Source organism: Paraniabella aurantiaca (genome assembly GCF_050309965.1).
Taxonomy (GTDB): domain Bacteria; phylum Bacteroidota; class Bacteroidia; order Chitinophagales; family Chitinophagaceae; genus Niabella.
This window is the reverse complement of sequence record NZ_JBLOSY010000001.1, coordinates 274,583-300,380: the sequence shown is the minus strand read 5'-3', so window position 1 is coordinate 300,380 and position 25,798 is coordinate 274,583. Positions and strand designations below refer to the sequence as shown.

Sequence of the window (25,798 nt, the reverse complement as noted above, 5' to 3'; positions counted from 1 at the left end):
AAGACTCGGCAATAGTAAGGCTTTTTTCTATGCTCTAAAAATATTTTAGACCAATGGCCTCCCGTACGGCACTGATCGTCTTATCTGCACTTTCAGCGGCCTTTTGTGCACCTACTTTCAAAATTATATTCAACTCAGCTTCATTAGCCCTGATGTCTTTTGCCTTCTGGCGGATAGGTGCAATATAATTGACCATATCTTCAGCCAGCTGCTTTTTCAGATCGCCATAACGGATATTACAGTTATTGTAGTCAGCCTCAAATTGCGCAATCGTATCCTGCCGGCTTACCAGTTTCATCAGGTCAAAAACGTTTTCGATATAATCAGGTTTTACACTATTGGGCTCCGTGGGACCTGAATCTGTTTTTGCCTTCATGATCTTTTTACGGATCAGGTCATCATCATCAGAAAGATAAATAGTTGCATATTGATTTTCGCTCTTGCTCATTTTCCCGGCTCCGTCCAGGCTGGGCACTTTAAGCAGTTGTTCGCCAAAATTGAAAGCTCTTGGCTCAGGAAACACCTCACCATAACGATGATTAAAACGATTGGCAAAAGTACGCGTCATTTCCAGGTGTTGTTCCTGGTCTTTGCCTACCGGCACCAGTTGCGCGCGATGAATCATTATATCAGCCGCCATTAAAACAGGATAAGTTAATAAGCCCGCGTTTACATTCTCCGGCTGTAAACGTACTTTATCTTTAAAGGTGGTGGTTTTTTCAAGTTCTCCTTTATAGGCCATCATGTTTAGAAACAGGTATAACTCTGTTGTCTGGGGTAAATCACTCTGGCAGTACAAGACCACTTTATTCGGATCAAGACCACAAGCCATATATTCTGAAGCTACATGAAGCACATTTTCCTTTAGTTCTTTTGTATCGGGATGGGTAGTAAGTGAATGCAGATCAGCTATAAAAAAATAACAATCATACTCATTCTGCATCTTTACATAATTACGTAATGCGCCAAAATAGTTACCCAGGTGTAAATTACCTGTAGGACGCACACCGCTTACCACGATTTGCTTACCGGCAGACATGGTTTCTTTATTATTGCTCATAGGGCGCGAAGATAAACAAGAAAATGAGCATTAAAAATACGCTGTTATTGTTTTTTATTGCAACTCTGAGTGCAATTCAACATTTCAAACCTATGCTACTCATAAATGTACAGCAATACAGGCTTGTTTGATTTATCAACAATAGCGCGAAGTTTTTCGAGGAAAGAAGGACTTACCGTTGGACAACCGTTGCTCTGGCAAATATCCTCTTTCGTTTCTTCATCCGGAACGCAGGCATGCGAATGCATTACAACAAAACGTTTTAATGCATTATTATTGGTTTTGTCCAGGCCATATAGTTTATAAGCCAGCCCAAACTTACCATAGTAAGGAGTACCTATCTTATACTTGCCCAAAGAGGTACAGCCACTACCCACTTCATTACTATACTTTCGGCCCTCCAGCCAATATTGATAGCAGTTTCCATGCGTGACCAAACCAGCATCTGTAGTTGAGTCCTTTTGGAGATCATAGATGAAAAATCGCTTAGAGCCGGATGCTAAAGACATATCAATAAAGAAACAAATTTCCCTGTTATAGCTATTCTGATTAACAAACTCCTTTACCAGCATCAAATGTTTATCAGCAATTACCGGTTTACCAGGTGGTAACGACTTACCAGCTGAGGCAGCTGCGCTTTTACTCAATACCGGTAGGGAATACGGTTGAACAACAAATGAAAACACACCTAAACCAGCAATGCAGGTTGCCAGTAACAATTTGTACTTCATAAAACTGCAGTTATTTTACTTTGACGCAAAAACTGCAGTTTCCATAATTTTTATAAAAAGAATATATCAGGATCGGATTACCCCGTTATTATAATTTACCAGAGCCGGTTAAATTTCTGAAGCGAAAACGAAGCACCAACGGCAAGCGAGTAATAGTGGTTGGGATTATCAACTGTTTTATCAGGGAAGTTATCGAGATTTTTAGCAAAAAAACGGTAAGTACCCTCCGCAAATATTTTTATCCTGTCCGTCATTCGGTACTTGAAACCTGCTCCCAGGGGAACCACAAATCCGAACTTTTCACTGGTTGTTTTAGGATCGCCTTGCTGAGGTTGGTAATCGAATAAATAATAAACGCCCGGGCCTCCGTTTATATAGGGCGTAACTTTATGCCTGTGCAGGTTTAAAAACTCATACTCTACTTTAGCGCTGGCTTCAGCAATATAGCCCCTGAACCCACCTTTCAAAGGGTCATTTACTTCCTCTTCTCCGTTTATATTATTGCCGGCAGCCTCACCCATCATTAACTCACCGCGTACATATAATTGATGAGGAAGGATTAGCCGGTGACCATAAAATACTGATCCCGACATGGATGTATGACTGATGAAAGATGCATTTTGACTATAAAAGCCGGTATAAGTAAATGTCCCCAGTGTTCCCCCTACAAAACTCTTCTGAACGAGATTCTTCTGGGCGTCAGCTCCTTTAAATACGCAAATGCCAATCAGCAGACAAAAAAGGTTTCTCACTGGTTTCGTTTTAAGTTTGATTTATTTCATAAATTGCAGTCAGGCGACTATGGCAAAATTAGTTCTCCCTTATTAAGAAACGGTTACCTTAACCCCTGCCATCTCCCTAACCGCGGCTGCAATACCTTCTGCATCATAGCCACACTCCCGATGCAGTTCTTTCGAGCTACCGTGCTCTACAATACGGTCGGGTATACCCAGTATTTTGATCTCGTTTTTGTAACCATGTTCTGCCATAAACTCCAGCACGGCCGATCCGAAACCTCCCACTACTGTTCCATCTTCAACTGTTATTATTTTAGGATAGGTGGCAAGCGCTTCATGTAATAAGGCTTCATCCAATGGCTTTACAAATCGTATATCATAATGAGCCGGATCGATCCCCTCCTGCTTTACACTGCGAATGGAGGCTGCTGCAAAATTGCCCGGATGACCAAAAGAAAGAATAGCAATATCCTGTCCACTCTTTAACCTTCTTCCCTTTCCTATTTCTATCGCTTCCATGGGTGTTTGCCACTCCGGCATCATGCCTTCGCCACGCGGATAACGAATAACAAACGGTAATTCTGTCGACTCCAATTGCGCCGTGTACATCAGGTTACGCAGCTCTGCCTCATTCATAGGCGAGCTGATGATCATATTAGGAATGCAACGGAAATAAGCAATATCATAACAGCCATGGTGCGTTGGCCCATCGTCACCCACCAGTCCTGCCCGGTCCAGGCAAATTACTACCGGTAATTTTTGTATGGCAATATCATGTACTACCTGGTCATATGCCCGCTGCATAAAAGTAGAGTAAATATTACAGTACACTTTTAACCCCTGCGTTGCCATACCGGCACTTAGGGTGGCGGCATGCTGCTCACAAATGCCCACATCAAAAGCACGGTCGGGCATCTCCTCCATCATATACTTTAATGAAGATCCGGAAGGCATGGCCGGTGTTACACCGAAGATCTTATCATTCTTCTTAGCCAGCTCTATAATCGTTTTGCCAAACACATCCTGATACTTGGGCGGTTGTGGCGTATCAAATTTCTTTTTATAGATCTCCCCGGTTACCTTGTCAAATAAACCCGGAGCATGCCACTTGGTCTGGTCTTTTTCAGCCAGCGCATATCCCTTACCTTTCGTAGTAATAATGTGCAGCAATTTTGGACCAGGGATATCCTTCAAATCATTTAAGGTATCTACCAGCTTGCTGATATTATGCCCATCAATGGGTCCGAAATAACGCAACTTCAACGCCTCAAACAGGTTCGCACTGCTGCTCACCATTCCTTTGATACCTTCGGTGAGTTTATGTGCCATAGCACGGGTAAAACTCTTACCTACCGGAAGTTTCCCCAATGCATTCCAAACATCATCTTTAATTTTATTATACGTAGGTGAGATCGTAATATCAGTAAGGTATTCTTTCAATGCACCCACATTCGGATCGATACCAATGCCATTATCATTTAAGATAATCAACATATCGGTATTGGCTACACCGGCATGGTTCATCGCCTCGAAAGCCATACCGGCTGTCATGGAACCATCTCCTATAACAGCTACCACCTTACGATCTTTTTCCCCCTTATATTTCGCCGCCATTGCCATACCCAATGCTGCCGAAATGGAAGTAGAAGAATGACCAACACCAAATGTATCATATTCACTCTCAGATCGCTTGGGGAAGCCGCTGAGACCGCCATATTTGCGGTTCGTCTCAAAATTGTCCTTTCTGCCGGTAATGATTTTATGACCATAGGCCTGATGTCCTACGTCCCAAACCAGCTGATCATACGGTGTATTATATACATAATGTAAAGCCGTAGTTAGTTCTACCACTCCTAAACTGGCAGCAAAATGCCCACCGTGCACACTTACTACGTCTATAATAAATTGTCTTAGCTCTTCGCAAAATTCGTGTAGCTTTTCCATTGGGATCTTTTTAAGATCCTCAGGATTATTGACAGACTGTAGTAACGGACCTGGGGTGATAGTCATTCAGAGAAAAATTATTGCGCAAAAATAAGTATTTTGTTAATGCGCATGGCGATTGACATGACCAAACTGACCTGTATAACGGTTTATCCCCACTTATAAATGCACATAACCATTAATAAACTTTAGAGCAGCTTAAGATCACATTTTAGTTAGATTTGTTACATGATCATAGGAAAAAGACATTACTGGCTTTTGCAGCTGTTTGGTTGGGGTTGTTTCTTTTTGTGGCACATATTCGGAGCATGGTCATTTGATAAGATGAGTATCCCTGAAGAACGGCTTTTAATTATTCAACGTGCCGCCGGATTTAGCATACTGGGCCTGCTAATGACACATTGCCTGAGAATCACTCTTCTAAAACTCAAGGTATTAGCCAAGAGGGCCTCTACACAAATCTGGATATTTCTGGCGCTAACCTTGCTCACGTCCTGTGTGGCCGGCGTTGTGGAAATGATTGTTTATCAGTCCCTTGGCCTCCTAAGCAAAGGTGAAATTTTAATTACCAATAAGTCGCTCATACTCATTTTCTTAAACAATTCACTGGCATGGTTTTCCTATTTTATTATCTGGAGCGCTGTCTATTTCATCTATCACTATGTTAGTGCTGCGCAACGCGAGCAGATCGATAACCTTAAATTGAAGTCCCATATCAAAGAACTGGAGCTCAAAACAATTAAAACCCATATTAATCCACATTTTATTTTTAATGCCCTCAACGGAATCAGGGCCATGGTAGATGAAAACCCGCAAAGAGCCCGAACAGCCATAACGGAACTAAGTAATATACTACGTAGCAGTATCAATATCGACAAATCAGAAACAGTACCCCTCACGGAAGAATTAAATATCATAAAAGATTATCTTGCGTTGGAGCAAATGCGATTTGAGGACCGGTTAATGGTTCAATATGATATTGAAGACAAAACCACCAATCAGCCGGTGCCTCCCATGATGCTGCAAATGCTGATAGAAAACGCAATCAAGCATGGCATCAGCCATGAGATCAATGGAGGATTGGTAAAACTGAGTGCTTCATTGAAGGATAATGTTTTAGACCTGAGAGTCGCAAATACGGGACAATTAAAGGAGCAACAGCAAGGCGGCGGTTTCGGCATCATGAGCATCCAGGAAAGACTTAAACTCATGTATGGGAATAATGCATTGTTCGACATCAAACAATCGTCTCCCCATACCGTAACGGCTATCTTGAAGCTCCCCGTTACCTTATAAAATATATGCTTACATGAGAACAATTATTATTGATGATGAAAGGCTTGCACGCACTGAACTCAATAAAATGTTGCGATCCTTTCCTGATATTGACGTGGTAGATGAAGCTTCTAATGCGGAAGAAGCTATCGAAAAGATCGCAAGCCACCAACCCGAGTTGATTTTCCTGGATATACAAATGCCGGGTAAAACTGGTTTTGAAATGCTCACTGAGCTGGAGTGGGTTCCCAAGGTTATTTTCACTACGGCATTTGATGAATACGCATTAAAAGCTTTTGAGGTGAACGCACTCGACTATCTGCTAAAGCCGATTGACCAGAAAAGACTTGAAGCTGCTATTAAAAAAATAGCAACCGCAGATGCCAGAGAGCATAAACAGGAGGAGATCTATACCAACAATGAAATGCTAACCGAAAATAGCCAGGTATTTGTAAAGGACGGAGACCGTTGCTGGTTTATCAAATTGAACGAAGTACGTCTTTTTGAAAGTGTAGGTAATTACGCCAAGGTATTTTTCGGCCTGCACAAACCGCTTATATTAAAATCCCTTAATGCGTTGGAAGAGCGTCTCGATCCAAAAACATTCTTTAGGGCCAACCGTAAACACATTATTAATTTACACATGGTAGAAAAAATAGAGCCCTATTTTAATAACGGTTTATTGGTAGAATTAAGAGGTGGAGAAAAAATTGAGATAAGTCGTCGCCAAACAGTGAAATTCAAAGAGAAAATGAGTTTTTAGTAAAATTTTTATTTATATAAAATGATAAATCGAAGTATGGCATTTATTAAATCGATAACGCTTGTAACCGGGGTTTTATTAACTTCTGCTACTGCTTTTACGCAACAGATACAGGTTGCGGATGTTACCAAAACCATCAGTTTTCTGGCATCAGATGAGATGAGGGGCAGGCAGGTGTATAGTCCGGAAATTGACAAAGCCGCTGATTTTATAGCCGCGGAATTTAAAAAAGCAGGTCTTCTACCATTTGGAGGTAGCAGCTATCTCCAGTCTTTTATAATGGTCAGTGCCACTCAGCAGACAATTAATGCACAAAGCGCCGGAAAAGATATAGATTCCAAAAATATTGTGGTGCTGACCTCTAAGCCAGAGTTAAGCCTGTCATCTGCCAATATGCAGGTAGCAACGATCCAAGCGGGGGATAATCTTTTCTCCAAAGCCTTTGAATATGCAGGCAGCAGCAAATCTTTACTGATTAAAGTAGATGAAAGTTTCGGCGACCGTTTTTCGAGACTGGTTTTCTTAAAAAGAAACTTTTTTAAAACAGATGCTGATATCGTTTTTGTGTTGGGGAATATCGATACCAAAGATCTTTTGATCAAAGCCACGCATACTATAAAAGAAAATAAACTGGCCAACGTAGTTGGTGTGTTACCTGGCAAAAAGTTAAAGGACGACTATGTTATCTTTTCCGGGCACTATGATCATATTGGAACGGGTAAACCCGAAAATGGGGACAGTATTTACAACGGTGCCAACGATGACGCTTCGGGCATTACGGCCATAATTGAATTGGCAAAACATTTTAAAGCTCAAAAAAACAACGAAAGAACATTGATTTTTGCTGCATTTACTGCTGAGGAAGTGGGCGGATTCGGATCACAGTATTTCAGTAAGCAACTATCGCCAGAAAAAGTTATAGCTATGTTTAACATCGAAATGATTGGCACAGATAGCAAATGGGGGAAGAACTCTGCTTATATAACAGGGTACGAAAAAACCAATATGGGTGATATTCTTCAAAAAAACCTAAAAGGCAGCGCCTTTACTTTCCATCCGGACCCCTACCCTGACCAGCAGTTATTTTACCGGTCAGATAATGCCACCTTAGCAAGATTAGGAGTTCCGGCACATACCATCTCAACTTCTAAAATGGATAGTGAACCCAATTATCACAAAGCTAGTGACGAAGTAAAAACACTGGATCTTATAAACATGACTGAAATTATTAAGTCGATAGGCATCAGTGCACAAACGATCATTTCCGGAAAAGACACGCCGAGCAGAGTAGATACGAAGGAGTTGAGATAATGTACAAAGTAAATATTAAAATAGCTAGTAGGAAGACCTCTAGCTATTTTTTTTGGTTAGCTCAAAAAATATATACCGTTTCGTTTGGTAAAACTGCTTACAAAAAAGTATAAAACCTATTTAGAAAAATATCAACCTATTCCTTCTTACCATTCCCTATTCCCTACTCACTATTTACTATTCCCCTCCCTATTTCTTCAGCGCCTCTCTTACTTTCGGTGCGATTTGAGTTCCGAATACCTCAATAGACTTCATCATACGCTCGTGGGAAGGTGCTCCAACGTCCATATGTGCTGAAAAACGGGTTAACCCAAACAAATCCTGCAGCTCCAGTATCTTGTCTACCGATTCATTTACATCGCCAATTATTAGGTGACCGCCTTGGGCTCTGCCCCGATCAAATTGAGCACGCTGGTAAGGAGGCCAGCCACGCGAACGACCTATCCGGTTCATTTGAGCCGCATAGATCGGGTAGTAATATTCTCCGATATCCTTACTATCAGTTCCAAAAAATGCATGAACATGCACTCCCACTTCAAATTGGTCCATATTATGGCCTGATTGCTCGTAGATATTTTTATTGTATTCGAATAAAGGTTTGAACTGTGCCGGGCTTCCCCCTATAATCGCAAACGTCACAGGTAAACCCAGGGTAGCAGCGCGTACCACCGATTCGGGTGTACCGCCAACCGCCACCCATATTTTCAGCCGGTCGTTCACTGCACGTGGCAGTATGGTTTGTCCTTTTAATTCGGGGCGAAATTTCCCTTTCCAGGATATAGGATCCTGCTGATTGATCTGCAATAGCAATCTTAGCTTCTCATCAAATAAAGCGTCATAATCCTCCAAGTCCTGCCCATAAAGCGGGAATGATTCAATAAAACTGCCGCGGCCTGCCATTAATTCAGCACGACCGTTGGATAAAAGATCAACAGTAGCAAAACTCTGGTATAATTTTACCGGGTCGGAAGAACTTAAAACTGAGACGGCGCTACCCAGTTTAATATTTTTAGTTACTGTAGAAGCGGCGGCCAATACTATTTCAGGCGCAGAAACAGCATAGTCAGGTCGATGGTGCTCACCTATCCCGTAAAAGTCCAGTCCAACCTGGTCCATCAACTTCACTTCTTCGATTATTTCCTGTAAACGCTGTTGCGCGGACTGTGGCTTTCCATTGGCATCTATATGCAGATCACCAAACATTCCTATTCCCAATTCCATAGTTATAAATCTCCTTTATTTTAAATGATTAACAGGGAAATAAAAGAATTGTTCCAGGTTGGCGACTCACATACTTTCAGGCACAAGGGCAATGATGTATGACTGGTTTCAGATAAGAGCTAAACTCCTTCTTCTACGATAAAATTCAGAAATTACAGATTGAGCTTAATGGAAGCGCCATGTATAGCCTGGCTCATTTCAGCAATTAGCGTGGGATCTTTCTCGATAGCATTCCCAATAACAACTACATCTGCTCCCGCTTTGCAATTCAGATAGGCTTTTTCAGGATCGGTTATGCCGCCACCGATAATCAGCGGTGCTTCTACATTTTGAGCTACAGATTGTATCATGCTCTCGCTGATAGGTATTTTAGCTCCGCTCCCGGCATCCATGTAAATCAGCTTCATGCCCAGCATCTCTCCCGCCATCGCCGTGCACATAGCAATTTCATTTTTATCAGATGGTATTGGCGCTGCATTACTAATGTAGGAAACAGTGGTTGGCGCTCCGCCGTCCACCACAATATACCCTGTGGGCATTATTTCCAATCCGCTCTTTTTTACAAAGGGGGCTGACACCACATGTTGCCCAATCAGCAATTCCGGGTTTCTGCCTGAAATAAGAGAAAGATATAAAAGCGCATCTGCATACTTGCTTACCTGCGAGGGACTGCCGGGAAATAGAATAACCGGGATATCGCAACTGGCTTTTATTTGCTGAATAACTTCGTCTAAGTGATTGGAAATAACCAAACTACCGCCAACAAAAAAGTAATCGACCCTTGTTTTGAGTGATAATTGAATGAGTTTTTCAAGAGAAGATGCTGTTACCCCGTCCGGATCTATCAACACAACGAAAGACTTCTGCGCATTCTTCTTCTTTTCCAACAGGGAGTTATAAATGTTCATCTTCATTAGATCAAGGCAGGTTTATGCAAAAATGCAAAAACTTTTTTAAAAAACCGTATTTATTGGGTAAATGATGCCGATCGTTCAGTCTCGTGAATTTCTGTTTATTACCGGTTGATTATTTAACAGCCTTAAATCAAAAGGTAATTTTCTATAATCGGACGAAAGATAATTTGCCCGAATGTTATTATCTTTCTCAAAAATATCATGCGTGTCCGTCTATTATTGTTGTTGATAACAGCAAGTTATTCCATCCAGGCACAGGTAACTGCATTTCAATACTCCAGCATTAAGAAAAGTACAGGTAAAAACGGGGCGGTGGTCTCGGCACACCCACTTGCCAGCCAGGCGGGCTTATTAATGCTAAAAAAAGGAGGTAATGCGTTTGATGCTGCTATTGCTACCCAATGGGCTTTGGCGGTTGTATACCCCGGTGCCGGTAATATAGGCGGCGGCGGCTTTATGGTTGCAACACTGAAAAACCAAAAACCCATCGCGTTGGATTACCGTGAAACGGCTCCGGCCAGCGCTTCAAGAGACATGTATTTAGATGCCGCAGGAAACGCTGTTAGTGAAAAAAGCCTTTATGGGCATTTATCAGCCGGTGTACCCGGTACGGTTGCTGGGCTTTTTGCCTCACACCAGCTTGCTAAATTACCAATGCAGGTGTTGATACAACCGGCCATAGACCTGGCAGAAAAAGGCTTTGTTATTACCGAGGGGGAAGCCCGGGCTCTGAATAGCTCCCGGGATGCATTTGAAAAATATAATACCCAAATACCTGTTTTGGTTAAAACAGATGGGTGGAAAAAAGGAGATACGTTAGTTCAAACAGACCTGGCCAATACCTTGAAACGTATCAAGCATAACGGGCAGAAAGGGTTTTATGAGGGTGCTACCGCCCAACTGATAGTTGACGAAATGAAGCGTGGTAATGGATTGATCAGCCTGGAGGATTTAAAAAATTACAAGGCAAAATTCAGGGAGGCTCAACTTTGCAATTACCGGGGTTATAGTATTATAGGAATGCCCATGCCAAGCAGCGGCGGATTGTTACTTACCCAAATGTTGAAAATGACAGAACCTTACCCAATTGGAAAAATGGGTTTTCAAACCGCAGCATCCGTTCAATTGATGGTAGAAGTTGAGCGCAGGGCCTATGCTGACAGAGCGAAATACATGGGAGACGCAGACTTTTATAAAGTACCCGTGGCCGAGTTATCTGATGGAGCCTATCTCAAAAACCGGATGAAAGACTATCAACCAGGAAAGGCAGGCAGTAGCAAAATAACCGTGGAGGGTACTGTGCCTGGTTACGAAAGTGAAGAGACCACCCATTTAAGTGTAATAGACAACCAGGGCAATGCAGTATCGGTAACCACCACACTTAATAATAACTATGGCAGTAAAACCGTAGTAGCCGGAGCAGGTTTTTTGTTGAATGATGAAATGGACGACTTTAGCGCAAAACCGGGATCACCTAATCTTTTTGGAGCTGTTGGAGGTAAAGCCAATGCTATTGAGCCAGGTAAAAGAATGCTGAGCTCGATGGCACCTACCATTGTACTTAAAAACAACAAACCTTTCCTGGTGGTTGGAACTCCCGGAGGAACCACCATTCCCACATCCGTTTTTCAAACTATTGTAAATATTATCGACTTTAAAATGTCAACCGATGATGCGGTTAACCAACCTAAATTTCATCATCAATGGTTGCCGGATGAAGTTTTTGTTGAAAAAAAATTCTCGTCCCAAACCTGGCAGCAACTCCAAAAAATGGGCTACAAAATAACAGATAGAGGACAGATCGGACGTACTGAAGTAATACAGGTATTAACAAACGGGCGATTTGAAGCAGTGGCCGATCACAGGGGTGATGATAGCGCTGCAACCTGGTAAATGACCTGTTATTCTTTTAGATAAAATACAAAACATGAAAGCGTTAAGTTCTATCGGCCTGCTATTTTTGTCCAATGTGTTTATGACCTTTGCCTGGTACGGACATCTTAAGTTCTTTGGTAAGACAAGTAATCATGCCAACACATCAGTATGGGTAATCATTCTGATAAGCTGGGGCATTGCGTTTTTTGAATACTGCCTGCAGGTGCCTGCTAACCGGCTGGGCTCATCTGAAACCGGGGGGCCTTTTTCATTAGTACAGTTGAAAGTTTTGCAGGAAGTAATCACACTGGTGGTGTTTATTATTTTTTCTAAGCTGATGTTTGATAATTTCCAGCTCTCCTTAAATCATTTAATAGGCTTTGTGTTTCTGGTAGCAGCCGTATACTTCATCTTTAAAGGATAAAATTTACCTATTCACGTTCTGCATCTATTTTTAACGGGGCAATCAAAGTGCCGAAACTTCCTTTCAAATCAGTTCCCTGAACAATGATCAGGTAACTTCCCTTACTCTCCGAAGTATAAAAAGATAGTTTTGCTTCACCATTTTTATGGGTAATAATATCTGAATTCCAGTAAATGGTTTGCCTGAGATCAGGGAAGATGGTTTCCTGGTCGGGCGAAGTGTATCGGGGACTGTAAAACCGGCGTCCTACAAAAGGAGCATCAGGCTTCAATAAATACATACCCGGCATTTTTTTTAGGAAAGGGCCCACTCCACCATGGGTTGTAATTTCAACATAAATAGGCGGATCCATAAAATCTACCTTTCCTTCATTAAACCGCACCTGGTATTGCATAGAGTACCGGGGACTTCTCATCACTTCAATACCTTTAACATCTTCTGCTGAATAGTATTGTAAAACATCGATGGGATTCATTTCAAAAAACTTCAGGTCCATCCCATCTATCACAATTTCTATCCGGCTTCTGCCAATAGTAAAAGGCATGCCTCGCATACGTGGAAAGCCAGGTATTTGCTTACTCAACACCGTAAGCAAATCATCTTTGGGCGTTTGTTCCAATACCGACTGCGTGATGGTTTGATCAGATCCGCCATCCTCGTTCAGGTTTTTTGAGCCAGGTATACGAGCTTTCGCAGTCACAATCACTTCCTCAAGGTAACGGCCATCTCTTCTCAATTGTTCCATTACTGCAGACCGCCTGTCAATTGCCCTTTTGGCTGCCGTATCAAATAAGATGCTTCCCGGATCAAATATCGCTTCAGGCACGGGTATTCCCGGGTATTCTTTATTAAATACCTCCACACCTACTCCAAAAGATTTATCCCTTTTATTTACTGCTTTTATAAGCGTGCTCACACTATCGGTTACGAACAGCGGAAAATTCCTGAGATAAAACTGACCTTCATTATCGGTGAGTGTATCTTTAAAAAAGATGCCATTACGACCATCGCGACCAAATAAAGTAACATTAGTGTTGTCAGAAGGCTTGTTTAAGATATTAGTAACCTTCCCTCTTATTGCAAACTCTTTTTCATAACCATATTTTCCAGGAGTGTTCCCAAAATCATATTTCACCCAGCCTTGCGTCAGCATCAACGCATCTGTTGCTTTACTCCGCGGATTCTTTATAAAATAATAAGGCGTTTCAACCGATCCCTTCAAATCCGCGCTTAAAGCCATGTAGCTTACAATGTTTTCGGCGTTCATATTAAATGATACCTGGCTTGTATCCAATACAGCCAAAGAAAAGCTTCCTAATACAGGTTCGCCCGCATCATTTTTCACAGTCAGGGTCAATGCAACGCTGTCTTTATTACTGTAAACATTCTTTGCCGTAGTTAACTGTAACTTCAAATCATCATCATGCCACACCCATAATGCTCTTTCATTAACCGGAACTCCATTTGCATTGTACAAGGTAACCCTGGCAACGCCGCTGGGGAAAGTAGATGCGGGTAGTCTTAACTCATGATGTTGTTTCTTCCGTAAACGTCCCTTTAGAAAATTATAACCTCTTGTTTCACCGGTAATAAAACAGCCGGCTGTATCCGCGGGATCATTGGTATCAACTTTAATAACAATACTGTCCCCCTGCCCGGTGTAACCCACCTGCAAAGCCCATCCCCGAGCTGCTGCGGGCAGAATTTTATAATTCGATCCATTATCCAGCGAGGCCGTGTATGTTTCACCCGGCAGCGGCGTCATCTCCACTATGCCCATCCCCTTGTATACAGATTCAAAAGACGTCAAAATATTACCCTTGCTATCTTTAATAACACCTTTCACATCCACTCCTTTACCATAAATATTTAGTGCCTTAAAACCCAGCCTTTGTTGGTACCCCACAATAAAACTCCCTCCTTCCGGTAAAAACTGTAAATCGATAGGCTGATTATTGTCAGGTAACGGAATTTTAAGGTCCAGGTCTTTATTGGTTATTTCAATGTGAAAATTCTTTTTATCAGACTGATTTTTTAACAGGGTGTCGATATAAATATTACCGCCTGCATCTGTGATCATTCGTTTACGGAATACTGTTTTATTTTTCGATTTCAGTGCTACAGTAACCCTGCTGTTCAATAACGGAGCTTGCTCATTGGCACGCAGGCCCGCTGCAATAAAAAGTCGATCATCAATAAAACTCAACTCGTTTAAAGTCGCTTTCCACATTTCAGCTTTGGGATTAATAATTTTAAACGATGTTTGAAAAAACAAGGAATCACCAAAACTACGCATACGCTCTGTGTAGGCCCGCAAAATATAATCTCCCTGGGGGAATAACTGATCACCTAAAGTTATGTTGCTGTAAAAAAGACCCAAATCACATGTAGCACTGATAGGTTTTACCAGCTGACCGTTAACATCAATAAATTCTATATAAGCAATACGGCTGCTATCGTTCACCATATTCATATTGCCGGATACGATATAGCCCTTCAGCCACATCGTATCATTTATTTGATATTGAGGTTTATCAAAATGGATAAAGATCTTTTCTCTTCCATGAAAAGTAGCCATACTGTCCCGGGTTTCCATCTCATGCTGAAACCGGTCGAACTGCGCCTGTACCTCACCAAGAACTAAACAAAAACAAAAGCTTAGGAGAAAGTATTGCTTCATAGGAGCCGGATATTAAAGATGCGCTATTCTATTTTTTTCACTGAGAAATTCGTTCCAGACAGTTGATATAATTGTTGCCGCCGATGGCATATCGTTGAGCAAGGCGCTTACCTGGCCTATTTCGAGCTCTCCCTCCTCCAGATCTCCTTCAAACATACCCTGCCTGGCACGTCCCTTTCCTAATAAGACAGCCAACTCTTCCCGCGACACACAACGGTTTTCTGCAGCTTCTATTCTATCAGAGAAATTATTTTTAAGCAATCGTACCGGCGTTAATATTTTCATGGACAGCCGTGTATCTCCCTCCATCGCATTTATTACCTTGTCTTTAAACCGAACGTGTGAAGAAGCTTCAATACATGCTACAAACCGGCTTCCCATCTGCACAGCTTCGGCACCTAAAGCAAAAGCCGCCAGCATCTGCCGGCCTGTAGCAATACCACCAGCTGCAATAACCGGTATATCCACGGCCGCAGCTACCAATGGTATCAATACCATCGTTGTCGTTTCTTCACGACCGTTATGCCCCCCGGCTTCAAAGCCTTCGGCTACTACAGCATCGCAGCCAGCCTGCTGCGCCTTTAAAGCAAATTTGCTGCTACTGACAACATGCACCACAATAATGCCGGCCTGCTTAAAAATAGCGGTCCAGGTTTTAGGATTACCGGCGCTTGTAAAAACAATGGGAACTTTTTCTTCTATGATAGTTTGCACCTGCTGATCAATATCATGATACAACAGAGGCAGGTTAACAGCAAAAGGCAAGCTGGTGGCGGCTTTGCATTTTTTTATATGTTCTTTCAGCAAAGCAGGATTCATTGATCCGGCCCCTATAATACCCAGACCGCCGGCATTGCTTACAGCGCTTGCAAGCTTCCATCCGCTGGCCCACACCATCCCAGCCTGGATAATGGGGTACTCAATATTGAAAAGTTGGGTAATTTTTGTTTGAAACATAATTCATCCGGTTCAGGCAATTTACCGGAAGATACTATGTTTATTGCATAATTAATACAGCGGTGCCCTTTACGACTGCCTGCCCTTCAGATGATTGCACTATCCCAGGTCGATACTGGTATTATCTCCGATATTGAGGCTTCTTGACTCTCCTTTTAAACTGGTATCGCTTCCAATAAGAGAGTCTTCTAAAACAATATCGTATAGGTTGGAATAAGCGCCGACAATTGAGTTTTTAACAATAGATTGCGCCATATTAGTGTATTCGCCCAGGGTAACATTAGGACCAATAATACAGTTTTCTATAGAACAACCTATACCTATGCTTACGGGCGGGATCAAAACGGTATTCGGATATTTTGAGGGATCAGCTTCTACACCAAACTTCTTTAACAGGGTAGCATTCGATTTCAACAGGGTGTCCTTATTTCCGGCATCAAACCAGTTATCAACTTTGAATGACCTGAAAGTAACGCCCTTTTCAATCATGCAATGAATGGCATCTGTGATGCTAAACTCGCCATGGGTTAATAAGCCTGCTGTTATATTTTTTTCGAGACAGGAAAAGAGAACATCTGTTTCCACAATTTTATACACCCCTACCATGGCCATGTTAGACTTGGGAATATGCGGTTTCTCAATTACCGATTCGATAATGCCGTTACTGTCTATTTCCGCTACACCAAAGTCCCGTGGATTATCAACTTTGCGAACACCGATATAAGAACCTTCCGCCCGTAGAACCTCGTTCACATCATACTCACAGATCGTATCTCCAAGAGTGATCAATATTTCATCACCTTTAACCAGGTCTTTTGCCAAGCTAATGGCATGCCCAACGCCTCTCCGATCTTCCTGTCCAACAAAATGAGCAACGATATCGCTATGTTTATCTTTGATATAATGATAAATCTTATCGCCCAGGTAACCTATGATAAAAATAAATTCGTCAACGCCGGCATCTTTGAGCTGATCAACGATAATGCTCAAAACAGTTTTGTCCGCCAATGGTATCAACGCTTTGGGTTGCGTATAGCTATGGGGTCTCAATTTAGTTCCGGTACCTGCAACAGGGATGATTGCCTTCATATATAACAAACCCCGGGATGGGGAAAATAGTTTACTCTATGTTATAAAAAAGTGAAGGTAAGCAAAAAATGAAAAATCAGCTGCTGTATTCATGTTCCAACTTCTTTTTCTTGATCGCGGCTAAACAAGCCGGTCATTTGCACAGGTATAGATTTCCTGTGTATTTCCATCCTGTAAGGCTAAATTTATCATTTACACATAAAAACAAGGTTCTTGTGGGTAAAATATGCCGATAAAAATTTGTATAACCTTAATTTTGCGCCATGCAAAATGATACTATCCTCTTTGAACTGCTCAATAAAGAATTAGAGCGACAGCGCAACGACATTGAGTTGATTGCCTCAGAAAACTTTGTTTCTTACCAGGTATTACAGGCAATGGGTAGCGTGCCCGCCAATAAATATGCTGAAGGTTATCCCGGACGCAGGTATTATGGTGGTTGTGAAGTAGTTGATGAAATTGAGAACCTGGCTATCGACAGGTTAAAGCAAATATTTAATTTAAGCTGGGCTAATGTGCAACCACACAGTGGTGCGCAGGCCAATGCAGCCATCTTCCAGGCTGTTTTAAAGCCCGGTGATACTATAATGGGACTGGACCTGAGCATGGGTGGACACCTTACCCATGGCAGCCCCGCGAATTTTAGCGGTAAGCATTACAAGGTTATTTCTTACGGAGTAAATAAAGAAACAGGATTAGTTGAGTACGAAGACCTGGAACAAAAAGCATTGGCCGAAAAGCCTAAAATGATTATTTGCGGCGCTTCTGCCTACAGCCGTGACTGGGACTATGCCCGCATTCGTGCGGTTGCCGATAAAATCGGCGCTATAGTTTTGGCTGATATTGCACATCCGGCAGGGTTGATTGCAAAGGGTTTATTGAACGATCCTTTCGATCATTGCCATATTGTAACCAGTACCACTCATAAAACATTGCGCGGCCCGCGCGGAGGTGTTATTATGGTACGCCACGATTTTGAAAATCCATGGGGTATTAAAGATCCTAAAGGAAACACACGTACGATTACTCAATTGTTAGACCTGGCGGTATTCCCCGGTATACAGGGAGGTCCGTTGGAGCACATCATTGCTGCTAAAGCAGTAGCTTTTGGCGAGATATTAGATGACAGTTTTACTGCTTACGCTCAACAAATTGTGGCGAATTCGCAAGCTATGGCTAAGGCTTTTGTGGCTAAAGATTATAACCTGATCAGCGGTGGCACCGATAACCACCTGATGCTGATTGACCTTCGCAACAAAAATATCACCGGTAAAAAAGCACAGGAAACTTTAGACAAGGCCTTTATCACCCTGAATAAAAACGCTGTACCATTCGACGATAAGTCTCCTTTTGTTACATCAGGTATCAGGATAGGTGTTCCTGCGGTAACTACACGGGGGTTGAAAGAAGATCACGTAATACAGGTGGTGGACCTGATAGACAGAGTGCTTACTAACGCTGATGACGAAAAGCTGATTGGCGATGTAAGAGAAGAGGTAAAAGCTTTCATGAAGCAGTTCCCGTTGTATCCGGAGCTTGGATAAGTAGTTCACCGTTGAAAAGTTGATGAGCTAATAAAGGCTCCCCTTGCAGACTTGTCAACTTGTTTAACACTTCAACTTATAAAGATGATTCAAAGAAAACAAACACTGTGGTTATTGCTTTCTGCTATCAGCAGCGGATTGACTTTTAAACTTCCATTTTACAGTGGCGTTGTAGCGCCCGGAACTACTGGTGTAGAGGGCCCTGAGCTAACAGCCACAGATAATATATACTTAATATTATTGACGGTGTTAGTATTGGGCTTATCTGCTGTAACCATATTCCTGTTCAAAGACCGCAAGAAGCAAATACAATTAAGCATTTTAGGATTGATCGCTTCTTTGGGGCTGATCGCTGTATACTGGATTTATAGCCAGAACTTTTCTGCGGGCAACATAGCTATTACAGCATTACTCACTTTATTGATTGTAATAGGCTTTTTCTTTGCGATACAGGGTATTAGAAAAGACCAGAAACTGATCAAAGATCTGGACCGTCTCAGGTAAAAAAAGCAAAAAAATATACAAAATGCGGAGCCGAAAAGTTCCGCATTTTTTGTGCCAGGCAAGCTGATCACTGATTAATGATCGAAAAGAAATAAACCCAGGCTATAAAAAACAATTGTAATGGTACCCTAAACCAAAGATAGCGGGCAGAAGGCCCCCTCTCATTTGGGTTTTCGTAGTTTACTTTTTGAAGAGCTGCATAAATATTAGCCGGCAATACCAAAACAAAGAAAAGGATAAGCGACCAGGCCACCGGTACGCTTACACTATTACAAAGCAAGCCGGCCGCTGCAACTATTTCAAAAATGCCGGTTGCATAAACAATAGCTTTTCGGAACGGAATAAAAGCAGGAAGCATGGCTGTCATGCCCGCATTAAACCTGAAATGGGCTGCTCCCGTAAATAGCAACATAATAGCCATAGCTGCCTTCCCCGCCAAAGGCACATTCCAGGCACCCTCGTAAATACGTATTCCCAGGCCGGTTAGTAAGAAACATATCAGAAGTAAGATCAGTGGTTTCATTTTTTCAACAAATATCAAATCAATTGCTGTTAACAAAAATGAACCCGGGTTAAGAAATCCTTTTCCTGATCCTGCTTAATGCCTGTGGTGTTATTCCAATATAAGATGCAAGATATTTTAATGGTATTTGCTGAATTAAATGGGGTTGCTCAGACAATAGCTTCAGATACCGGGTTTCGGCGTTATCATACAATAATGACATTTCTCTTTGAGACTTCTTGAGAAACAGTCCCTCTGCTGCTTTTCTTCCTATGATATTTCCGGCATCAGTTTGTTCGTATACCTCCTGCAGGTCGGTAATGTTTATTCGCCATAAAGTAGATTCAGTCAATGTTTCCACCTGATATAAACTTGGCATTGCTCTTAAAAAAGAATCGTAAGCGCTGACAAAATTATTTGCAAAGGAAAAAGAGAAAGTTAATTCCCGGTCTTCCTGGGGTATATAAAACCGAACGATGCCTTTTTCAATAAACGAAAGGTATTGTTCCACCTGACCTTTTTTCAAAATAACGGTACGTGCGGGATAGTTAATGCATTCGAGTTTTGACCGAAAAAAGTTCCAGTCGTGCGTGTTTTGTACCTGTAGTTCATCAAAATACTTCTTTATCAGTTCCATACCATTCTTTTTATAAAGATAAAAAGGCTATATCCATTTTGTAACCTGTACTGATTTTTTGAAGTACCTTTGCACCTTCTATAAAAAAACGACATGGCAAAAGTAAAAATAGGCATGGTTCAGATGAGTTGTACTGCAGATAAGCAGGAAAATCTGGACAAAGCAATTGAAAAAACAAGGGAAGCAGCTGCTAAAGGCGCACAGATTGTATGCCTGCAGGAGCTGTTTACTTCATTATATTTCTGTGATGTAGAAGATTATAATAACTTTTCTCTGGCTGAGTCCATTCCCGGCCCTTCTACCGAAGTGTTGGGTGCTTTGGCTAAAGAACTGGGCGTTGTCATTATCGCCTCACTTTTCGAAAAAAGAGCTGAAGGCTTGTATCACAACACAACTGCTGTGCTGGACGCAGATGGAACCTACCTAGGCAAGTATCGTAAAATGCATATCCCGGATGATCCCGCTTATTACGAAAAATTCTACTTTACACCAGGCGACCTCGGCTATAAAGTATTTAAGACCAAATTTGCAACTATTGGTATATTGATCTGCTGGGATCAATGGTATCCTGAAGCGGCCCGTATCACGGCGTTGATGGGTGCTGAGATCTTGTTCTACCCTACTGCAATTGGTTGGGCAACGGAACAGGATGAAGAAACTAATAAAGACCAATACAATGCCTGGCAAACGATACAGCGCAGCCATGCTGTTGCTAACGGCATTCCGGTAGTAAGCGTGAACCGTGTTGGATTTGAACAAAATGGTGCGATGAAATTTTGGGGTGGCAGCTTTGCTACCAACGGGCAGGGCAAACTGATTTACCTGGCATCGCATGATAATGAAGAAACTGAAGTGGTTGAGTTAGACCTGAAGGAAGCAGATAATTTCCGGATGCATTGGCCTTTTCTGCGCGACAGAAGGATAGACAGTTATCAGCCTATTACAAAGCGTTACATAGACGAGAATTAAAGTCAGTAAGTTCGTAAGTCAGAAAGTCTGTAAGATCAATCAAACTATAATTATATTAATTTGTCTTTCAAATTTGAAAAACTAATGGTTTGGCAGAAAGCAGTTGACCTGTCTTTTGAAGCGGATTGTCTGGCCAGACTATTTCCTATAGACGAGCGGTTTGCATTAGCTTCTCAGATAAGAAGGGCAGCAGATTCTGTTTCCCTTAATATTGCGGAAGGCTCAACAGGCCAAAGTAATGCAGAATTTAAACGGTTTTTGAATATTGCACTTCGATCCAATATAGAAGTAGTAGGATGCCTTCATTTAGGTAAGAGAAGAAATATCATCCCTGCAGACAGCTTTAATTCTCTTTACAAACTATGTGAAGAAATACTGGTTATGATTAATGCCTTAAAAAATTCTTTAAAATAAATGACATCTAATACATCCGGCCTTCCGAACTCCCCGACATCCGGACTTCCAGACTCTCCGACTTTTCGACTTCCCGACTTATCAACACCCAAACAACTTGGCTATTCTTTTCCCGCCGAATGGCACCAGCATGAGGCTACCTGGCTGAGCTGGCCTCATAAAGAAGCGTCGTGGCCGGGCAAGCTCAATACGATATATCCATACTATGCACACTTCATTAAAGAATTAGCAAAACACGAACTGGTGCGTATTAATGTGGCAGATGAAAAAATGAAATCTTTTGCATTAAAGCATCTCCAAAAACAAGGTGTTGATCTTACTAAAGTTGCGTTCTATTTTAATGAAACCAACGATGCCTGGTGTCGGGATCATGGACCAGCGTTCCTCATCAACCCTAATGCAAAAGAACATAAAAAAGTGGTGGTTGACTGGGGATATAACGCCTGGGGCGATAAGTATCCTCCCTATGACCTCGATGATGTGGTTCCGACAAAGATTGCACTGCAATTCGGATTACCGGTTTTTAACCCGGGAATCGTTATGGAAGGCGGGTCTGTTGAATTTAATGGCAATGGCACTATACTAACTTCTACTGCCTGTCTCTTAAACAAAAACAGGAACCCACACCTGAATCAGCAGCAAATAGAGGAATATTTATACAATTACTATGGCGCAGAGCAGGTACTTTGGGTAGAAGATGGTATTGTAGGCGATGACACTGATGGACATATTGATGATACGGTTCGTTTTGTAAATGAGGATACGGTGCTAACTGTTATTGAAGAAAATAAAAACGACGAGAATTACGAATTGCTTCAAAATAACCTGAAGCAACTACAACAAATGCGTTTATTGAACGGCAAACAGCTCAATATTATTGAACTACCCATGCCTGATGCGGTAGTGTATGAAGAGCAGAGATTGCCGGCATCCTACGCTAATTTTTACATTGCTAATAAATCGGTGATAGTACCTACTTATCGTTGCAGTAAAGATGATGCTGCGTTAAAAATTATACAGGAGCATTTTAAAGACAGAACGGTTATCGGTATTGATTCTACTGAAATCATCTGGGGCCTGGGAAGCTTTCATTGCTTAAGCCAGCAGGAACCTGCTATATAACTTCATTTATATTTTTAACAAAAGAGGTTGATCCGTCCGGATCAACCTCTTTTGTTTGCTTTCTGTTGTTATTATTTTAACCATTAAGGAATTAAGTGACATTAAGAAATAGTCCCCTTAATCCTTAACTCCTCAATGCTTTTTTTAAAACACTTCCAGGATAAACGTCATTCCTAAATATATTTCGAAGTATAACTTTCTTTTACTTTTTTGATATCAGTTGGTTTCCCCGCAAATACTAACTCACCGCCACCATCGCCTGCATCGGGTCCCAGTTCAATCAGCCAATCCGCACTTCTTATTACATCTATATTATGTTCTATCACCAGTATAGAATGTCCCTGTTCAATCAACGCATTAAAAGAAGCCAACAGCTTTTTAATATCATGAAAATGAAGACCCGTAGTAGGCTCATCAAAAATAAACAGCACTTTATTACTGGCTTTGCCCTTACCCAGGAACGAAGCCAGTTTTACCCTTTGCGCCTCACCGCCCGATAAAGTATCTGAAGACTGCCCCAATTTAACATAGCCTAATCCTACATCGCTCAATGGTCTGATTGCATCTGACAATTTTCTTTCATCTGCAAAAAAGTCAATGGCTTCATCCACGCTCATTTCGAGCACATCGAAAATACTCTTGTCTTTGTATTTAACTTCCAGTATCTCTTCTTTGAAACGTTTACCGCCGCAGCTTTCGCAAACCAGGTGCACATCGGCCAGGAACTGCATTTCAACAATTTGTTCGCCTTCTCCTTTACAGGTATCACATCTGCCCCCATCTACGTTAAAAGAAAAATGTTTGGGTTGAAATCCCCTCATCTTACTTAACGGCTGCTTTGCAAAAAGATCCCTGATCTCATCGTAAGCTTTTATATAAGTAACCGGGTTACTTCTCGAAGATTTACCAATCGGGTTCTGATCCACCATTTCTATCTGCTGCACGCTCTCCACATCACCTGTAATGGCTTTATGAAATCCTACTTTATCGCCACTGAACTCGCCCTTCATTTTTTGTAAGGCCGGGTATAAGATCTGTTTTACCAGCGTGGTTTTTCCGCTACCACTAACGCCACTTACCACACAAAGCACATTGAGTGGAAACTCCACCGTAATATCCTTTAAGTTATTATGTCTCGCTCCTTCTACCTTGATTGAACGATTCCATTTACGCACTGTTTTGGGCGGCGCAATAGAAAACTCACCGCTTAGATACTTACCTGTTAAACTCTCAGGGTTTTTGATCAGGGTTTTAAAATCACCTTCAGCCACTACCTCTCCTCCTAAATGGGATGCCAAAGGTCCCATATCGATAATATGATCCGCATGCTGCATCACCATTTCATCGTGCTCCACTACCACTACCGTATTATTTAAATCGCGCAGCTCTTTCAATACTTTGATCAGGTTGCTGGTATCGCGCGAATGCAAACCGATCGATGGCTCATCCAGTATATATAGCGAGTTGGTTAAGTTACTACCCAAACTACGGGTTAACTGTATGCGCTGGCTTTCGCCACCACTCAATGTATTGGCCACCCTGTTCATGGTCAGGTATCCTAATCCAACCTTCAATAAAGTATCGAGGCGATTATTAACCTCTAATAAAATACGTTTCGCTATTTCTTTTTGATGACTGGTTAGCTTTAGCTGATCAAACCAGGTTTTTAAATCCCGTGCCGGCATTTCGCAAAGCTCTCCGATATTCTTTCCTCCGACCTGAACGTACAATGCTTCTTTGCGGAGACGATAACCGTTACAATCAGGACAGGTAGTTCGCCCTCTATAGCGGCTTAATAAAACACGGTACTGTACCTTGTATAAATTCTGCTCTACTTCTCTGAAAAAATCATTGATGCCACCTCTTGTTTTCCATAAATAATTGTATTGCTCTTTGGTAAGATCTGCCACCGGTTTATGCACCGGGAAATTATCTTTAGCCGCAGCTCTTACAAAAGCATCTTTCCGTTTACCCAATTTCTCCCCTTTCCAGGGAGCCACGGCACCCTCATAAACACTTAATCTTTTATCAGGTATTACCAGGTCGGTATCAATACCTAAAACCAGGCTAAAACCCTCGCAGGTAGGACAAGCGCCCAAAGGATTATTAAAAGAAAAAAGATTAGGCTGTGGCTCTTCAAACACAATACCATCCAGCTCAAAACGACTATTAAAATTCAGCAACTTCTTCTTCCCGCTTTTCGGAATTACTTCAACATACACATCCCCTTCACCCTCGTAAAACGCCGTACCAATCGAATCTCCAAGGCGATGAATATCATCTTCATCAAAATCTTTTGCTACAATACGGTCTATCAAAATATAGGCGCTTTCTTTTTTGCCTCTACCTGCCTGAAACTGTTTGGTTATAGCAGCAGCATCCATTTCTAAAAAGTCCTCGATCCGTTTTACCGCCATTCCCTCACCGGCATCATTGCTATCCATTGCAATCCGGCTAAAACCCTTTTGCATTAATATGTTCAGTTCTTCTTTGATATCCCGGTTACGATGCTGTTTAAATTTAACCAGGATAAAAACCTTATCTCCTTCCTGCAGTTTCCGGATAGCGCCCACCACATCAGCAACATCATCTTTTTTAACTTCCTGTCCTGATACAGGCGAAATAGTTACACCGGCCCTTGCAAACAGCAATCTTAAATAATCATAGATCTCCGTCATCGTACCAACTGTACTACGGGGCGTACGGGTAATTACCTTTTGCTCTATAGCTATGGCGGGGCACAATCCTTTAATATAATCTACCTCTGGTTTATTCATGCGGTTTAAGAATTGCCTTGCATAAGCACTAAGACTTTCAGCATACCGCCGTTGCCCTTCAGCATACAAGGTGTCAATGGTCAAAGAAGATTTTCCCGAACCAGAAACACCTGTAACCACAATAAATTTATTTCTCGGAATACTAACAGTTACATCTTTAAGATTATGAACTTTCGCCCCTTTTATCAGTATTTCGCCGCTTGATTTTTTCTGTGCCGCCATTATTAAATTTTACCTGTACAGCTTACAAAAGTAGCTGCAAAATTGTTTAGAAATACTTGTTTTTCGGGCTTTTTAGCCGGTTTTCGAAATAGAGATCACATTACCCTAAGCACCACGTCATTAAAA

22 protein-coding genes are annotated in these 25,798 nt (G+C 41.8%); 10 read left to right on the top strand and 12 right to left on the bottom strand.

The window, feature by feature from the left end; genetic code table 11:
• Positions 1–34: 34 nt before the first annotated feature.
• The 4 genes from trpS to dxs form a co-directional block, all read right to left on the bottom strand.
• Entirely contained in the window at positions 35–1,060 is a 1,026-nt protein-coding gene (gene trpS / locus ACLOAU_RS01300) for a tryptophan--tRNA ligase (RefSeq protein WP_427860015.1), read from the bottom strand.
• Positions 1,061–1,155: 95 nt separating this feature from the next.
• Positions 1,156–1,791, bottom strand: coding sequence for a murein L,D-transpeptidase catalytic domain-containing protein (locus tag ACLOAU_RS01295; RefSeq protein ID WP_427860014.1), 636 nt, complete (start codon positions 1,789–1,791; stop codon positions 1,156–1,158).
• A 95-nt stretch (positions 1,792–1,886) separates the two neighbouring features.
• The gene (locus ACLOAU_RS01290) at positions 1,887–2,543 is read right to left on the bottom strand and encodes a DUF6089 family protein (RefSeq protein WP_427860013.1); all 657 of its coding nucleotides are present in this window, start codon (positions 2,541–2,543) and stop codon (positions 1,887–1,889) included.
• Between the two features lie 72 nt (positions 2,544–2,615).
• Complete coding sequence (gene dxs, locus ACLOAU_RS01285) at positions 2,616–4,538, bottom strand: 1-deoxy-D-xylulose-5-phosphate synthase (RefSeq protein WP_427860012.1); 1,923 nt, start codon at positions 4,536–4,538, stop codon at positions 2,616–2,618.
• A 162-nt stretch (positions 4,539–4,700) separates the two neighbouring features.
• Between dxs and ACLOAU_RS01280 the strand changes: the two genes are divergently transcribed.
• From ACLOAU_RS01280 to ACLOAU_RS01270, 3 genes are read left to right on the top strand one after another with little or no spacing between them, the layout of a single operon-like run.
• A complete protein-coding gene (locus ACLOAU_RS01280) occupies positions 4,701–5,768 on the top strand; it encodes a sensor histidine kinase (protein ID WP_427860011.1) in 1,068 nt (355 codons plus the stop codon).
• 13 nt (positions 5,769–5,781) lie between these two features.
• Positions 5,782–6,510, top strand: a complete 729-nt coding sequence (locus ACLOAU_RS01275; protein WP_427860010.1) for a LytR/AlgR family response regulator transcription factor — start codon at positions 5,782–5,784, stop codon at positions 6,508–6,510.
• A gap of 36 nt (positions 6,511–6,546) precedes the next feature.
• On the top strand, positions 6,547–7,821 hold the full coding sequence (locus ACLOAU_RS01270; protein WP_427860009.1) for a M20/M25/M40 family metallo-hydrolase: 1,275 nt from the start codon (positions 6,547–6,549) through the stop codon (positions 7,819–7,821).
• 189 nt (positions 7,822–8,010) lie between these two features.
• On the opposite strand, the gene ACLOAU_RS01265 is transcribed toward ACLOAU_RS01270, so the two are convergent.
• Positions 8,011–9,042: an LLM class flavin-dependent oxidoreductase gene (locus ACLOAU_RS01265; protein WP_427860008.1), complete on the bottom strand. Its 1,032-nt coding sequence runs from the start codon at positions 9,040–9,042 to the stop codon at positions 8,011–8,013.
• A gap of 152 nt (positions 9,043–9,194) precedes the next feature.
• On the bottom strand, positions 9,195–9,956 hold the full coding sequence (locus ACLOAU_RS01260) for a phosphoglycerol geranylgeranyltransferase (RefSeq protein ID WP_427860007.1): 762 nt from the start codon (positions 9,954–9,956) through the stop codon (positions 9,195–9,197).
• A 201-nt stretch (positions 9,957–10,157) separates the two neighbouring features.
• Here ACLOAU_RS01260 and ggt point away from each other — a divergent pair, with 201 nt between their 5' ends.
• Positions 10,158–11,849 (top strand): gamma-glutamyltransferase, encoded by a 1,692-nt coding sequence (gene ggt / locus ACLOAU_RS01255; protein ID WP_427860006.1) that lies wholly within the window; start codon positions 10,158–10,160, stop codon positions 11,847–11,849.
• 34 nt (positions 11,850–11,883) lie between these two features.
• The gene (locus tag ACLOAU_RS01250; protein ID WP_427860005.1) at positions 11,884–12,255 is read left to right on the top strand and encodes a DMT family protein; all 372 of its coding nucleotides are present in this window, start codon (positions 11,884–11,886) and stop codon (positions 12,253–12,255) included.
• Positions 12,256–12,262: 7 nt separating this feature from the next.
• On the opposite strand, the gene ACLOAU_RS01245 is transcribed toward ACLOAU_RS01250, so the two are convergent.
• The 3 genes from ACLOAU_RS01245 to ACLOAU_RS01235 form a co-directional block, all read right to left on the bottom strand.
• On the bottom strand, positions 12,263–14,935 hold the full coding sequence (locus tag ACLOAU_RS01245; protein WP_427860004.1) for a hypothetical protein: 2,673 nt from the start codon (positions 14,933–14,935) through the stop codon (positions 12,263–12,265).
• Positions 14,936–14,947: 12 nt separating this feature from the next.
• Positions 14,948–15,892, bottom strand: a complete 945-nt coding sequence (locus tag ACLOAU_RS01240) for an NAD(P)H-dependent flavin oxidoreductase (RefSeq protein ID WP_427860003.1) — start codon at positions 15,890–15,892, stop codon at positions 14,948–14,950.
• A 99-nt stretch (positions 15,893–15,991) separates the two neighbouring features.
• On the bottom strand, positions 15,992–16,981 hold the full coding sequence (locus tag ACLOAU_RS01235; protein ID WP_427860002.1) for a sugar phosphate nucleotidyltransferase: 990 nt from the start codon (positions 16,979–16,981) through the stop codon (positions 15,992–15,994).
• A 263-nt stretch (positions 16,982–17,244) separates the two neighbouring features.
• On the opposite strand from ACLOAU_RS01235, the gene glyA reads away from it, so the two are divergent.
• Together glyA and ACLOAU_RS01225 are read left to right on the top strand one after the other, a co-directional pair.
• Positions 17,245–18,525 (top strand): serine hydroxymethyltransferase, encoded by a 1,281-nt coding sequence (gene glyA, locus ACLOAU_RS01230; RefSeq protein WP_427860001.1) that lies wholly within the window; start codon positions 17,245–17,247, stop codon positions 18,523–18,525.
• 84 nt (positions 18,526–18,609) lie between these two features.
• Positions 18,610–19,029 carry a DUF4293 domain-containing protein gene (locus tag ACLOAU_RS01225; RefSeq protein WP_427860000.1) on the top strand — a complete coding sequence of 140 codons (420 nt, stop codon included), beginning with the start codon at positions 18,610–18,612 and terminating at the stop codon, positions 19,027–19,029.
• Between the two features lie 67 nt (positions 19,030–19,096).
• On the opposite strand, the gene ACLOAU_RS01220 is transcribed toward ACLOAU_RS01225, so the two are convergent.
• Positions 19,097–19,552: a DoxX family protein gene (locus tag ACLOAU_RS01220; RefSeq protein ID WP_427859999.1), complete on the bottom strand. Its 456-nt coding sequence runs from the start codon at positions 19,550–19,552 to the stop codon at positions 19,097–19,099.
• A 49-nt stretch (positions 19,553–19,601) separates the two neighbouring features.
• On the bottom strand, positions 19,602–20,168 hold the full coding sequence (locus tag ACLOAU_RS01215; RefSeq protein ID WP_427859998.1) for a Crp/Fnr family transcriptional regulator: 567 nt from the start codon (positions 20,166–20,168) through the stop codon (positions 19,602–19,604).
• Positions 20,169–20,261: 93 nt separating this feature from the next.
• Between ACLOAU_RS01215 and ACLOAU_RS01210 the strand changes: the two genes are divergently transcribed.
• From ACLOAU_RS01210 to ACLOAU_RS01200, 3 genes are read left to right on the top strand one after another with little or no spacing between them, the layout of a single operon-like run.
• Entirely contained in the window at positions 20,262–21,137 is an 876-nt protein-coding gene (locus tag ACLOAU_RS01210) for a carbon-nitrogen hydrolase (protein ID WP_427859997.1), read from the top strand.
• A 60-nt stretch (positions 21,138–21,197) separates the two neighbouring features.
• Positions 21,198–21,551 carry a four helix bundle protein gene (locus ACLOAU_RS01205; protein WP_427859996.1) on the top strand — a complete coding sequence of 118 codons (354 nt, stop codon included), beginning with the start codon at positions 21,198–21,200 and terminating at the stop codon, positions 21,549–21,551.
• A complete protein-coding gene (locus ACLOAU_RS01200; RefSeq protein ID WP_427859995.1) occupies positions 21,552–22,673 on the top strand; it encodes an agmatine deiminase family protein in 1,122 nt (373 codons plus the stop codon). It begins immediately after the preceding gene.
• Between the two features lie 173 nt (positions 22,674–22,846).
• Here the strand turns inward: ACLOAU_RS01200 and uvrA are convergent, their stop codons facing one another.
• Complete coding sequence (gene uvrA, locus ACLOAU_RS01195) at positions 22,847–25,672, bottom strand: excinuclease ABC subunit UvrA (RefSeq protein ID WP_427859993.1); 2,826 nt, start codon at positions 25,670–25,672, stop codon at positions 22,847–22,849.
• Between the last annotated feature and the right edge of the window lie 126 nt (positions 25,673–25,798).

What these genes read in the sequence shown, in the direction of transcription:
- trpS (WP_427860015.1), bottom strand. Translation starts at nt 1,060, where the DNA reads ATGAGCAATAATAAAGAAACCATGTCTGCCGGTAAGCAAATCGTGGTA.
- ACLOAU_RS01295 (WP_427860014.1), bottom strand. Translation starts at nt 1,791, where the DNA reads ATGAAGTACAAATTGTTACTGGCAACCTGCATTGCTGGTTTAGGTGTG.
- dxs (WP_427860012.1), bottom strand. Translation starts at nt 4,538, where the DNA reads ATGACTATCACCCCAGGTCCGTTACTACAGTCTGTCAATAATCCTGAG.
- ACLOAU_RS01280 (WP_427860011.1), top strand. Translation starts at nt 4,701, where the DNA reads ATGATCATAGGAAAAAGACATTACTGGCTTTTGCAGCTGTTTGGTTGG.
- ACLOAU_RS01275 (WP_427860010.1), top strand. Translation starts at nt 5,782, where the DNA reads ATGAGAACAATTATTATTGATGATGAAAGGCTTGCACGCACTGAACTC.
- ACLOAU_RS01270 (WP_427860009.1), top strand. Translation starts at nt 6,547, where the DNA reads ATGGCATTTATTAAATCGATAACGCTTGTAACCGGGGTTTTATTAACT.
- ACLOAU_RS01265 (WP_427860008.1), bottom strand. Translation starts at nt 9,042, where the DNA reads ATGGAATTGGGAATAGGAATGTTTGGTGATCTGCATATAGATGCCAAT.
- ACLOAU_RS01260 (WP_427860007.1), bottom strand. Translation starts at nt 9,956, where the DNA reads ATGAAGATGAACATTTATAACTCCCTGTTGGAAAAGAAGAAGAATGCG.
- ggt (WP_427860006.1), top strand. Translation starts at nt 10,158, where the DNA reads ATGCGTGTCCGTCTATTATTGTTGTTGATAACAGCAAGTTATTCCATC.
- ACLOAU_RS01250 (WP_427860005.1), top strand. Translation starts at nt 11,884, where the DNA reads ATGAAAGCGTTAAGTTCTATCGGCCTGCTATTTTTGTCCAATGTGTTT.
- ACLOAU_RS01245 (WP_427860004.1), bottom strand. Translation starts at nt 14,935, where the DNA reads ATGAAGCAATACTTTCTCCTAAGCTTTTGTTTTTGTTTAGTTCTTGGT.
- ACLOAU_RS01240 (WP_427860003.1), bottom strand. Translation starts at nt 15,892, where the DNA reads ATGTTTCAAACAAAAATTACCCAACTTTTCAATATTGAGTACCCCATT.
- ACLOAU_RS01235 (WP_427860002.1), bottom strand. Translation starts at nt 16,981, where the DNA reads ATGAAGGCAATCATCCCTGTTGCAGGTACCGGAACTAAATTGAGACCC.
- glyA (WP_427860001.1), top strand. Translation starts at nt 17,245, where the DNA reads ATGCAAAATGATACTATCCTCTTTGAACTGCTCAATAAAGAATTAGAG.
- ACLOAU_RS01225 (WP_427860000.1), top strand. Translation starts at nt 18,610, where the DNA reads ATGATTCAAAGAAAACAAACACTGTGGTTATTGCTTTCTGCTATCAGC.
- ACLOAU_RS01220 (WP_427859999.1), bottom strand. Translation starts at nt 19,552, where the DNA reads ATGAAACCACTGATCTTACTTCTGATATGTTTCTTACTAACCGGCCTG.
- ACLOAU_RS01215 (WP_427859998.1), bottom strand. Translation starts at nt 20,168, where the DNA reads ATGGAACTGATAAAGAAGTATTTTGATGAACTACAGGTACAAAACACG.
- ACLOAU_RS01210 (WP_427859997.1), top strand. Translation starts at nt 20,262, where the DNA reads ATGGCAAAAGTAAAAATAGGCATGGTTCAGATGAGTTGTACTGCAGAT.
- ACLOAU_RS01200 (WP_427859995.1), top strand. Translation starts at nt 21,552, where the DNA reads ATGACATCTAATACATCCGGCCTTCCGAACTCCCCGACATCCGGACTT.
- uvrA (WP_427859993.1), bottom strand. Translation starts at nt 25,672, where the DNA reads ATGGCGGCACAGAAAAAATCAAGCGGCGAAATACTGATAAAAGGGGCG.